At 44.8% G+C, this 11,872-nt stretch carries 10 protein-coding genes; 7 read left to right on the top strand and 3 right to left on the bottom strand.

Annotated features, from left to right (window positions below):
* The first annotated feature begins 37 nt into the window (after positions 1-37).
* On the top strand, positions 38-937 hold the full coding sequence (gene ttcA / locus L8G48_RS02985) for a tRNA 2-thiocytidine(32) synthetase TtcA (RefSeq protein WP_248263128.1): 900 nt from the start codon (positions 38-40) through the stop codon (positions 935-937).
* Between the two features lie 70 nt (positions 938-1,007).
* On the opposite strand, the gene L8G48_RS02980 is transcribed toward ttcA, so the two are convergent.
* A complete protein-coding gene (locus L8G48_RS02980) occupies positions 1,008-1,853 on the bottom strand; it encodes a glucosaminidase domain-containing protein (RefSeq protein ID WP_248263127.1) in 846 nt (281 codons plus the stop codon).
* Positions 1,854-1,860: 7 nt separating this feature from the next.
* The gene (locus tag L8G48_RS02975; RefSeq protein ID WP_248263126.1) at positions 1,861-2,676 is read right to left on the bottom strand and encodes a DUF2189 domain-containing protein; all 816 of its coding nucleotides are present in this window, start codon (positions 2,674-2,676) and stop codon (positions 1,861-1,863) included.
* 43 nt (positions 2,677-2,719) lie between these two features.
* Between L8G48_RS02975 and L8G48_RS02970 the strand changes: the two genes are divergently transcribed.
* The 6 genes from L8G48_RS02970 (at position 2,720) to L8G48_RS02945 (ending at position 8,828) form a co-directional block, all read left to right on the top strand.
* Positions 2,720-3,295 (top strand): pseudouridine synthase, encoded by a 576-nt coding sequence (locus L8G48_RS02970; protein WP_248263125.1) that lies wholly within the window; start codon positions 2,720-2,722, stop codon positions 3,293-3,295.
* Between the two features lie 81 nt (positions 3,296-3,376).
* A complete protein-coding gene (gene mnmA / locus L8G48_RS02965; protein WP_248263124.1) occupies positions 3,377-4,492 on the top strand; it encodes a tRNA 2-thiouridine(34) synthase MnmA in 1,116 nt (371 codons plus the stop codon).
* Complete coding sequence (gene hflD / locus L8G48_RS02960) at positions 4,489-5,109, top strand: high frequency lysogenization protein HflD (protein ID WP_248263123.1); 621 nt, start codon at positions 4,489-4,491, stop codon at positions 5,107-5,109. The genes mnmA and hflD overlap by 4 nt, the downstream gene beginning before the upstream one ends.
* A 39-nt stretch (positions 5,110-5,148) precedes the next feature.
* Complete coding sequence (gene purB / locus L8G48_RS02955) at positions 5,149-6,519, top strand: adenylosuccinate lyase (RefSeq protein WP_248263330.1); 1,371 nt, start codon at positions 5,149-5,151, stop codon at positions 6,517-6,519.
* Entirely contained in the window at positions 6,516-7,658 is a 1,143-nt protein-coding gene (locus L8G48_RS02950) for a cupin domain-containing protein (protein WP_248263122.1), read from the top strand. The genes purB and L8G48_RS02950 overlap by 4 nt, the downstream gene beginning before the upstream one ends.
* 132 nt (positions 7,659-7,790) lie before the next feature.
* Positions 7,791-8,828: a Glu/Leu/Phe/Val dehydrogenase dimerization domain-containing protein gene (locus L8G48_RS02945; protein WP_248263121.1), complete on the top strand. Its 1,038-nt coding sequence runs from the start codon at positions 7,791-7,793 to the stop codon at positions 8,826-8,828.
* Positions 8,829-8,842: 14 nt separating this feature from the next.
* On the opposite strand, the gene ydiJ is transcribed toward L8G48_RS02945, so the two are convergent.
* Positions 8,843-11,872 (bottom strand): D-2-hydroxyglutarate dehydrogenase YdiJ, encoded by a 3,030-nt coding sequence (gene ydiJ / locus L8G48_RS02940; RefSeq protein WP_248263120.1) that lies wholly within the window; start codon positions 11,870-11,872, stop codon positions 8,843-8,845.

Raw genomic sequence — 11,872 nt, 5'->3', positions numbered from 1 at the left:
TAAAAACTTCCAGATAAAATAGGTTGCAGGAGCCATTATGGCCAGTGAAAACAAATACAGTTTCAGTAAACTACAGAAACGTATTCGCCGCGACGCGGGAAAAGCCATACAAGATTTCGGAATGATTGAGGATGGTGATCATATTATGGTTTGCCTGTCGGGTGGCAAAGACAGCTATACCCTGTTAGACACTCTGCTTTACCTGCAAAAAGTTGCTCCGGTTCACTTCTCTTTAATTGCCGTTAATCTGGATCAAAAGCAACCGGGTTTCCCAGAGCATGTATTACCCGCTTATTTAAATAAATTGGGTGTTGAATACAAAATTGTTGAAGAAGACACTTACAGCATCGTTAAAGATAAAATACCCGAAGGGAAAACAACATGTTCACTGTGCTCCCGGCTTAGACGCGGTATTTTGTACCGCACAGCGAAAGAGCTAAAGGCCACTAAAATTGCACTGGGTCATCATCGTGACGATATGATAGAAACACTTTTCTTAAACATGTTCCATGGCGGTAAGTTAAAATCAATGCCGCCTAAACTGGCTAGCGATAACGGTGAGCACGTTGTTATTCGTCCTTTAGCCTATGCCCGCGAAAAAGACATGGAGCACTATTCAGCCGCAATGGAGTTTCCAATAATTCCATGTAACTTGTGCGGTTCTCAGGAAAACCTGCAAAGAAAACAAATTAAACAGATGCTGAACCAATGGGACAAACAATTCCCCGGCAGAGTTGAAAGCTTATTCACCGCAATGCAAAACGTTGTTCCTTCACATTTAGCGGACACGACCTTATTTGATTTTAAGTCAGTGGCAGCAGACGGAGTTGCCGATGAGAGCGGTGATAAAGCCTTTGACACCGACAATTTCAGTCCAGACGTTTCGAACGCTGAGGTGCCATTAACCAGCGATATTCCAATCAAGCTGTTAGCATAAATTATCCACAAAAAAGGCTCTGATAAAGCGCCTTTTTTGTATTGATAGGATAGAAACTTTCACACTTTCATCAATCCGGTTTCGCCGTGTCCTGTGTATTCAATTCTTCGCTAACACGCTCAACAATCGGACGGTTTATACGAATCATTGCGCGCAGCTCGTCGATATATTCTTCGCCCCGCTCTGAATAACTGGATAATCCGGTAATCAAATCTCGTGCCCGTATATCAGCATTATCTAAGCGTTTTTGTTCACGTAATAAACGTAAATCAAGATAGGCACCATGCGTATTAATGTTACGCATATAGCTTTTTACTGAAGCATTAACTGAATTAAATTGTGCAACTTCGTGGCGACCGCCTTCAATTCGTCCTGTAGGGACCAGGCCGCAACCTTTGGAGTAACACCATTGACCAAACAGGTTTAAGCCCTTCCGCGAAAATCTTGACGTACCCCAGCCTGACTCATTAGCCGCCTGCACCAACACCATCATTTCCGGAATGATATCAATACGGCGCTTTAAAAGACCAAAGAGGTCTTCATCAATTGCAATATCATCTTCCAACCGATAGCTATTGATCCACTCTGCCAGCTGTTTTTTATCGGCAGCGCTGAGCTCATTGTTTTTAAAACGCTCGTATATTGCTTCAAGATAAGCCCTGTCATGCAGTATGCGTATGTTTTCCGCTTTAATTAAGGGTAATAAAAAGCGAAAAAACGCTTCTTTTTTTGCTGTTACGTCAGTCATTGACATAAAGTCGGGCAAATCCCGGTGTACTTCAACCTCCGGAATTGCCGGTAAGTGTGCTGTAACAGATTGGTCAGGCGCTTTTAACCCGGGTTCTTTAATAAACCAGGGTAAAAGCAGTGCTGCAATACTCAGTACAATAAATAATAAAACAGTGAATAATCGCATCTATTCCTCAAGCCGAAATGTTTTCAGACGAATTATCTTTTGGTTTCTCAATAACGGTTACGCCAATAATGTCTCGATAGACCACTCCAATGAGGTTATAAATCATTGGCAGCATCCAAATAAGACCTAATCCCAAAGGAATAATTGCGACAAGCAATAATCCGGCAATTATTAAAAATAAAAGGATGAATTTTGGCAACTTAAAATGAGTGATTTTTATTGAGTAAAATAAAGCATTTAACGGTCCGGTACCTCGCTCAACCACCAGAGGCATAGCAAACGTCAATATAACGGTAATATAAAGCGATACCAGAATCCCCAAATTTGGATGAAGCAGGCTAAATACCGTGCTAGCTATAACACTTAATAGAGTACTGATAACCGCGACGGTTATCAGTGGCACCATTGAGTTAAAGCCGTTAAAGACATCTGCCGTTCTGGTATTAATACCTATGCTATGTTTTATTCCCATGAGCATCAATCCACCGAGTAAAGGTGCGCTAATGACGGCCTGTAACATGCTGGAAAAAAATTGTATTTCCATTGAGTTTTCTATACGTTCAATAGAAAAAACATTCATTAGCACCAGTACCATAACCACATTGATACTCAGCAAAAGCAAAAAACCACCCAGTAACGAAACTAAGTTCGATTTGGTCAGATTAAACGATTGCTCTAACACTTGTCGTATCGATAACTGATAGTTGCCTTTCAGCGCTTCAGTCAGTGATCCGCCAATTATTACTTTGTTATCATCCACAGAAATTCCCACACTTTTTTGATCAGTAAGATAAACTAGCGCCCGATATACTAGAGTATCCATTGGCGCGATCCAATTTAAATCGACAGAACAATTTGAGGCAGGCATGAGATCACAGGCAAAACGACCGGCAAACCCTAAGCTAGTGTTACTGAACAAGCCTTATGGTGTGTTATCTCAATTTACCGGGGAAGAAGGCGATCAAACATTAAAGCACTATATTCCCCACAACGATGTCTACCCTGCGGGACGCCTGGACAAAGACAGCGAAGGCTTGCTGCTCTTAACCAATGATGGTGTGTATCAGGCTCGACTGGCCAACCCCAAATACAAAGTCTGGAAAACCTACTGGGTACAGGTTGAGGGTAATCCTGGCGAAGAACAATTAGAACAGTTAAGAACTGGCGTAGAATTAAATGATGGCATGACACGCCCTGCCGACGCTTTTGTTATGCCGGAGCCGATGAACTTATGGCCCAGGAATCCCCCCGTACGTGAGAGAAAAAGTGTGCCGGACACATGGCTCTGCATCAAAATTAGGGAGGGAAAGAACCGCCAAATTAGACGCATGACAGCTCACGTGGAACTCCCTACTTTGCGCCTTATCAGAGCGGCTGTTGGGCCATTTCAATTAAAAACCATGCAGCCCGGCGAGTGGCGAACAGAACCTCCGGTTTGGTAGCTTTCCTGAGCTACCCTAGCGCAGCCTAAAATGATAGAATGCGCAGCCAATTCAGGAGCTACAGTCAGTTAGGGTCAACCTATGTCAAATGCCAGAAAAAAAGTCATTGTCGGAATGTCCGGAGGCGTCGATTCTTCCGTTTCAGCTTACCTTCTTCAACAGCAGGGCTATCAGGTAGAAGGTCTGTTCATGAAGAACTGGGAAGAAGACGATACTGACGAATACTGTGCGGCATCTGACGATTTAGCCGACGCTGAAAAAGTGTGTGAAACACTCGGGATTGAACTGCATACCATTAATTTTGCGGCAGAATACTGGGACAATGTATTCGAGTACTTTCTGGAAGAATACAAGGCCGGACGTACACCAAACCCGGATATAATGTGCAACAAAGAGATCAAATTTAAAGCTTTTCTTGAGTTTGCCGCAGAAGCCTTAGAAGCCGATTACATTGCCACCGGGCATTACGTGCGTCGCCAACAACAGAATGGCAAGTGGCAGATGCTGCGTGGCTTAGACAGTAATAAAGATCAAAGCTACTTTTTGTATACCTTAAGCCATGAACACATTGGACAAACCCTCTTTCCGGTTGGAGAGCTGGAAAAACCAGAAGTGCGCCGAATTGCAGAAGCACAAGGACTGGTTACTGCAGATAAAAAAGACTCAACCGGTATCTGTTTTATTGGCGAACGCAAGTTTAAAGACTTTTTGCAGCAGTACCTTCCTGCTAAACCCGGCCCAATTGAGTCTGTTGATGGTGAAAGTTTAGGCGAACATGAAGGTTTGATGTACCACACACTCGGTCAGCGTAAAGGTCTACATATAGGCGGAATGGCCGATACTTCAGGTGAGCCTTGGTACGTTGTCGACAAAGACGTTGAGCGTAATGTGCTCATTGTGGCGCAGGGCAAAAATCATCCACGTTTGTATTCTCAAGGGCTTATTGCCGGACAATTACATTGGGTGAGTCGTAACACGCCAGCAGAGGCTTTCGACTGCACCGTTAAAACGCGCTATCGCCAGCAAGATATTTCCTGTCGGGTAACGCCGCTCGAAAACGGCGACTTCCAGGTTCAGTTTAAAGAGCCAGTTGCTGCAGTGACTCCCGGACAGTCAGCCGTATTTTATATCAATGATGTATGTTTGGGTGGCGGCATTATTGAGCAACGCAGTACCGATTTTGAGGTTAAGCTATGAACGAATGGCAGCAACGTGTTATTGCCTTAGCGGGCATGTCGTTAAGTGCTGTTGCCGTGCAAAAATTAGCACGTAGTGGTGAGCTCTACCCTGAATCCATTACCAATACCCTGATACATAGTCTCTTGCAGCAAAATCCGGATAACATCGAAGATATATACGGTGGTCTCGACAACATCCAACCCGGCATTCAGGCTTTTATTCGTCAGGCTGGCAATAATAAGAATAAAGATTTGGAAGTCACTCGTTATTTAGTGGGGTTGATCCATCTTTCCCGACGCTTGCTCAAACAACCTGACGCGCTTAACTTACTCGGCGAACGAATTACTCAGGTAAAGCGCCAGAAAGAAGAGTTTGAGTTTGAGGATTATCGGATACAGCAGAGTTTCGCGGGTATTTATCGCGAACTGATAAGTCCTTTAGGACAACCCATTCGAATTAACGGGAACCCGGAATTTTTGAAACGGGACTCGAATCAGCACCATATTAGAACGTTGTTGTTGGCCGGCATTCGTAGTGCTGTGCTGTGGCAGCAAGTTGGCGGCAAACGCCGTCATTTTGTTTTTTCACGAAAAAAAATGTTAGATACAGCGCAGCAGTTGCTGCATATCGCATAACGATTAATGATTTAATTAACCCCGGAGAGCCAGTTTATGTTGCCTTTTTCCTCACTGACAGCAGTATCACCTGTTGACGGACGATACGCCGCAAAAGCAGAAATGCTACGTCCTATTTTTAGCGAATACGGACTGATTAAGTTTCGAGTGACTGTTGAGGTTCGTTGGTTGCAATTATTAGCAGACGCCGACGGTATTAAAGAAGTCCCGGCACTGAGTGAAGAAGCAACACAGATACTGAATGCCATTGTTGAAAACTTCTCGGTAGAAGACGCGGAGCGTATAAAAACCATTGAGCGCACCACCAATCATGACGTAAAAGCGGTTGAATACTTCCTGAAAGAGCAAGTAGCAAATAACCAGGAATTGAACAACGTATCCGAGTTTATTCACTTTGCCTGTACTTCCGAGGACATTAACAACCTCTCCCACGGCTTAATGCTTAATACCGCAAGAGATGAAGTACTACTGCCAATGATGCAGAAATTGGTTGGCCGCGTGAAAGAACTGGCGAAAGAACATAAAGCGGTTCCGATGATGGCTCGTACTCATGGGCAGCCAGCAACCCCGACTACAATGGGTAAAGAGTTTGCGAATGTTGCGGTGCGTCTGCAACGTCAGCTGGAGCAGCTTAAGGCTGTGAATGTCATGGGTAAAATTAACGGTGCTGTCGGTAATTACAATGCACACCTGGCGGCCTACCCTAACGTTGACTGGCACCAAATTTCAGAGCAATTTGTAACCTCATTAGGCTTAAGCTGGAACGCGTACACCACGCAAATTGAGCCGCACGACTATGTTGCTGAATACTTTGATGCGTTAGCCCGTTTTAATACGGTATTAATCGACTTTGATCGCGACTTATGGGGCTACATTGCTCTGAATCACTTTAAGCAGCGTACCGTTGAAGGCGAAGTTGGCTCATCAACCATGCCGCATAAAGTTAACCCTATCGATTTTGAAAACTCCGAAGGTAACCTGGGCATTGCTAACGCGGTTATGCAGCACTTGGCTCAGAAACTGCCTATTTCCCGCTGGCAGCGTGATTTAACTGATTCTACCGTTTTACGTAATTTAGGCGTTGGTATTGCACACGCCGTTATCGCATTTCAGGCAACCTTAAAAGGTTTGAATAAACTGGAAGTGAATGAAGCGCGCTTAGCAGCTGAGCTCGATGAAAACTGGGAACTCATGGCCGAACCAGTGCAAACCGTCATGCGCCGCTACGGCGTTGAAAAGCCCTATGAAAAGCTTAAGACGTTAACTCGCGGTAAGCGCATTACCAGCGATGATTTGGCCAAATTCATTGACTCTTTAGACGTACCTGATGCCGCTAAAGACGAAATGAAAGCATTGACTCCGGCTAATTATATCGGCCGAGCAACACAGTTCGTTGATGAGCTCCTATGAAACTAGCCTTTGATAAACACGATTTTTTAGCGAACTATTGGCAGAAAAAGCCTTGTCTTATCCGGCAAGGCTTTACCAATTTCACAGACCCGGTCAGTCCTGAAATTTTAGCGGGGCTGGCAATGGAAGAAGGCGCCGACTCGCGGGTTATTCAATCAAATACAAACACAGAATCTGGCTGGTTGGTCACCCACGGTCCATTTGAAGATTACGAACAGTTCGGTGAAAGCCACTGGACTCTGTTGGTGCAGTCAGTCAATGAATGGCTGCCTGACGTAGGTGAACTCATAGCTCCTTTTCGCTTTCTTCCCGACTGGCGCATTGACGATATAATGGTCAGTTTTTCATGTGAAAACGGCGGTGTTGGTCCTCACCTGGATCAGTATGATGTTTTTATAATACAAGGGGCCGGTTCACGTCACTGGCGTGTTGGTGAGAGACAATCAATGCGGGAATGTCAGCCAGCGAACGACCTTTGCCAGGTAGAAGGCGAATTCAAAGCTGTCATAGATGAAAATCTGAACGCTGGCGATGTTTTATATATTCCGGCCGGCTGTCCTCATGATGGCATTGCCTTAGAACCATCACTTAATTATTCCGTTGGCTTTCGGGCTCCATCTAAAGCAGAACTTCTTTTGCAGTTAGGCGATATCGCGATGCAACAGGAGTCATTGCAGCAGCGCTATCAGGATCCAGAAATAGTGAGTGAAGACACCTCGTGGAAGATTGAAGAGAAGCAATTAATCGGCTTAAAAAGCTTTTTAAAAGAAGCTTTAACGGGTGACGAAATAAATGCCTTACTGGCAAGAATTATTTCGCAGTCAAAACGCCCTCTTCCAGAACCTGAATTGCCGACTACAGCACAACAAATTCCGGCTTTACTCGCACAAACCAATGCGTTTATTGAAAAAACGTCGGGCGCTCGTTTTCTTAAACTGAGCAATACTGAGTTTTATGGAAATGGCGAAGCTTTTGACGTATCCGCAGAAGCTCTGACGACAGCTGAGTGGCTGGCTCAACTGCAAGGTTCAAAACCAGCATCAGAGCTTGCATCGTTAGCTAAGTCAGGCCCGCAGGCTGAATTAGTGGCTGAGATGATAAACCAGGGAATTATCTACTTGTACATTGATCAATCATGAGTGGTTCTGTGTAAACAAGAGTTGATAAACGCCCGTTTGAATAACCAAATTTATTCAATCCACAAAGTAGCGCGAGCCCTATCTAAATGGTAATGTTCGCGCAATTTTTGAAGCAATGAGGAATTGATATTCATGTCTCTATACGAGCATCCCGAATTCGACCATCACGAGCAAGTTGTGTTTTGTCATGATCAAGAATCAGGCCTTAAAGCCATTATTGCCATTCATGATACAACGTTAGGTCCAAGCCTTGGCGGTACACGTTTGTGGGACTATTCGTCATCAGCTGAAGCTTTGACTGATGTATTGCGTTTGTCCCGCGGTATGACCTATAAAAGTGCTATTTCAGGTCTGCCTTTGGGCGGCGGTAAAGCGGTTATCATTGGTGACGCAAAAAAGATAAAAAGTGAAGAGCTTTTCCGTGCTTATGGTCGCTTTATCGACTCTTTAAGCGGTCGCTACATTAGCGCTGAAGATGTCAACATTCGTACCGAAGACATCGATATAGTTGCCAAAGAAACCAATTATGTTGCCGGTACCGGCGATAAAGCAGGTGACCCTTCGCCACATACTGCATTGGGTACCTATCTGGGTCTTAAAGCGGCGGCTAAAAACAAGTTAGGCAATGATGATCTTAAAGGTGTGAAAATCGCTGTTCAGGGTCTTGGTTCTGTTGGTTATGGTTTTGCTAAGTACTGCGCGGACGATGGTGCAGAACTGATTGTTACCGACATTAATGAGGAAGCCGTTGATAAAGCCGTTAAAGAGCTAGACGCTAAGGCTGTCGGTCTCGATGAAATCTACGGCGTTGATGCAGATGTTTACGCACCATGCGCCTTGGGTGCGACCATTAATGATGACACTTTAAAGCAACTTAAGGTGAAAATCATTGCCGGAAGCGCCAATAATCAATTAGCTAACCCCAGGCATGACCAGGCTGTGAAAGATATGGGTATTCTTTACGCACCAGACTACGTGATTAATGCCGGTGGTGTTATTCATGTGTGTTCAGAGGCCGCCAATATGAGCCTGGAAGAAAGTGAAAAACGTGTTCGTGGTATTTACGATACGCTGGATAAGCTTTTTGCTCGTGCAAACGATGAAGATCGCCCTACTGGTGCTGTTGCTGACCAAATGGCGCGTGAAATTATTGCCAAAGGTAAGCAGTAAAATAAAAGCCTGACTTAAGTCAGGCTCTGTAAGATTATCTCAAGCGGGTGTCTCACCCGCTTTTTTTCTATTCGCTTTATCTGCGACCGACATGAGAAACCAGTAGCAAGAACACCACTGCTGCCATATCGCTGTACCGCCTGCTGCCACCCCATTTCATAGAGGCCAAGGCTGTCATCCTGGTTTTGCTTTTCATGACCAAAGGTACCGGCCATACCACAGCAACCGACATTAACAATATCCAGCTTTAACCCTAATTTTTGGAACAGCGTTTGCCATTGTTGCGCGGACTCGGGCACAAAGCTTTGCTCTGTGCAATGCAGCAATAGCCCATAATGACTGGTACTGACAGGAATAGTTTCCCCAAAATCTAGAGTATTTAACCATTCAATTACGGTCATTACGTTAACTTCTGGCAGTTGGCCCTGGTTTGATTTTCGGTATTCATCTCTGAATATCAAAGCCGTTGAACTGTCAGGTCCAATTAACGGAATGCCGGCATCTGATAGTGGTTGTAGCTGCTCAGTCACTTTAACCGCAGTTTTGTCAAAGTCACTCAGAAAGCCTTTTACATGCTGCGCTTTGCCATGCCCAATAAAAGGCAACAAAATAGGCGTATAACCCAATTTTTCAATCAGTAAACCCAGCTTTAAAACAAAGTCAGCTTCGTAGTAAGTGGTGAAAGGATCTTGCGCTATAACGACTGCCTGTGCCTGCTCTTCACCGGTTAAATTTAGAATTTGTTCGGTTGTTAACTCACTAAGACCATTACGTCTCCAGGCTGTTTTCAAGTTTGGAGCAGAGAACAATGGCGTATCGACATAACCAACAATGTATTTAAGTAATAGCCGACTGGCAAAGTTATTGATCAGCAAATTACTGAGCATTGGAACTTTACTCGCAACAGGTGCGGTCTTTTCAATGCCCTTAACCAGATAGTCTTTTACTGGACGAGCGTATTTACTGTAATAATGATCGTAAAAACGGGCTCGAAATGTCGGTACATCGACATTAACCGGGCATTGATTGGTACAAGCTTTACACGCCAGACACTTATCCATAGACTGTTTTACTTCGTGACTGAAGTCGTCTTTTGCCGTAAATCGATTGAATTGACGCTTTAAAAAGCCTGCTGACTCAGGCTTTTTAGCGGCGTCGTAACCGGCGTTATAAGTTAAGCGTAACCATTCCCGCAATAGCCCGGCGCGGCCTTTAGGAGAATACCGGCGATCCTTTGTCACCTTGTAGGACGGACACATAGCAGACTTCGGGTCATAGTTAAAACACAAGCCGTTACCGTTACAATCCATGGCATTTTTGTAACTGTCCCGAGTCTCTACAGGAATTTGTCGATCAAAAAAACCTCGTTTTACTGAGTCAACAGAAACTAACTGCGCGTCGGTATTCAACGGTGTGCAAATTTTTCCCGGATTTAACTGATTACAGGGGTCAAAGGTAGCTTTAATTTTTTGCAGTTCGGTATAAAGCTGCTGACCAAAAAAGGATGGAACGTATTCCGAACGATACCCTTTTCCATGCTCACCCCACATTAAACCGCCATATTTTTGCGTTAGCTCTGCTACTTTATCGCTAATTTGCCTTAACAACACTTCATCATCGGGTTCACACATATCTAACGCCGGGCGAACATGCAAAACACCAGCGTCGGCGTGGCCAAACATACCGTAATTAAGGCCGTTAGCATCGAGTAACGCCCTAAATTCGCTAATAAATTCCGCCAGTTTTTCCGGGGGAACGGCTGTGTCTTCAGCAAAGGCAACAGGTTTACGACGCCCTTTTGTGGCACCGAGTAGTCCCACTGACTTTTTCCGCATGGCATAAATCAATTGTATGCTGGGCAGATCATCACAAACCTGATAACCAATAACGCCTTTGTTGTCTTTGCTTTTAATCAGTTTATCCAGACGCTCAGTCAGGGCGTTAACTTTACCGTCAATTTCGTTCTGATCCAGGCCGGTAAATTCAACCATGTTAATACCGTCCATGCGTTGACCTTCGACATCTGAAAGTAACGGCTGAACGGATTTCCAGATAATGTCTTCGCGCGCGAGATTTAAAACAGTACTGTCAACCGTTTCAACTGATGTAGCCCTGGCATCAACAAGAAACGGAGAGTTTTCTAAAGCCGCCTGAAAGTTGGAGTATTTAACGTTAACCAACACCCGGTGTTTGGGAATGGGCGTAATATTTAGCCGGGCTTCACTAACAAAACCCAAAGTCCCTTCTGACCCGGCAATAATTCGTGAGACATCGATACTTTGCTGTTTAGCGCTATAAGCGTGTTTTAAATCATAGCCAGTTAAGAAACGGTTCAGTGGTGGAAACTTATCACGAATTTTTTCCACCTCACCAACGCAGGTATCGATAACTTGCCGATATACCCGTGCAATGTGAGTGTCCTGACCTGCAATAGTTTCAGCCTGCTCGAGTGACACCGGTAAGCTATCCATTACAGAACCGTCAAGCAGTACCGTTTTTAACCCCAGAATATGATCGCTGGTCTTACCGTAGACAAGTGAGCCCTGACCGGAGGCATCCGTATTAATCATGCCGCCAAGTGTCGCGCGATTGCTGGTAGAAAGGTCTGGTGAAAAAAAGTAACCATGGGGTCGTAAAATGTCATTAAGCTGATCTTTAACCACACCCGCCTGAACCCGAACCCAGCCCTCTTTGGGGTTAACTTCAAGTACTTTGTTCATGTGGCGGCTAATATCAATCACAATGCCGGACGTTAACGACTGACCGTTTGTACCAGTGCCGCCACCGCGGGGCGAGAACTGTACACTACGGTTACTCTCCTGTCCGGCCAGCTGCATCAACAGCACAAGGTCAGCATGATGCAGTGGGTACAAAACCGCCTGCGGCAGATTCTGATAAACGCTGTTATCCGTGGCCGCAATTAAGCGACCCGAATAACTGACATCAATTTCACCAGCAAAGCCCGACTCTTTTATCTGCTCAATAAAGTTTCGGTAGTCTTCTGGCAAAGCCTTTTCTGCAGCAACCTTGGGTAATACCGTCAT

It is taken from the genome of Idiomarina aminovorans, from assembly GCF_023155095.1.
Taxonomy (GTDB): domain Bacteria; phylum Pseudomonadota; class Gammaproteobacteria; order Enterobacterales; family Alteromonadaceae; genus Idiomarina; species Idiomarina aminovorans.
This window is presented reverse-complemented; position numbering and strand designations above follow the sequence as displayed.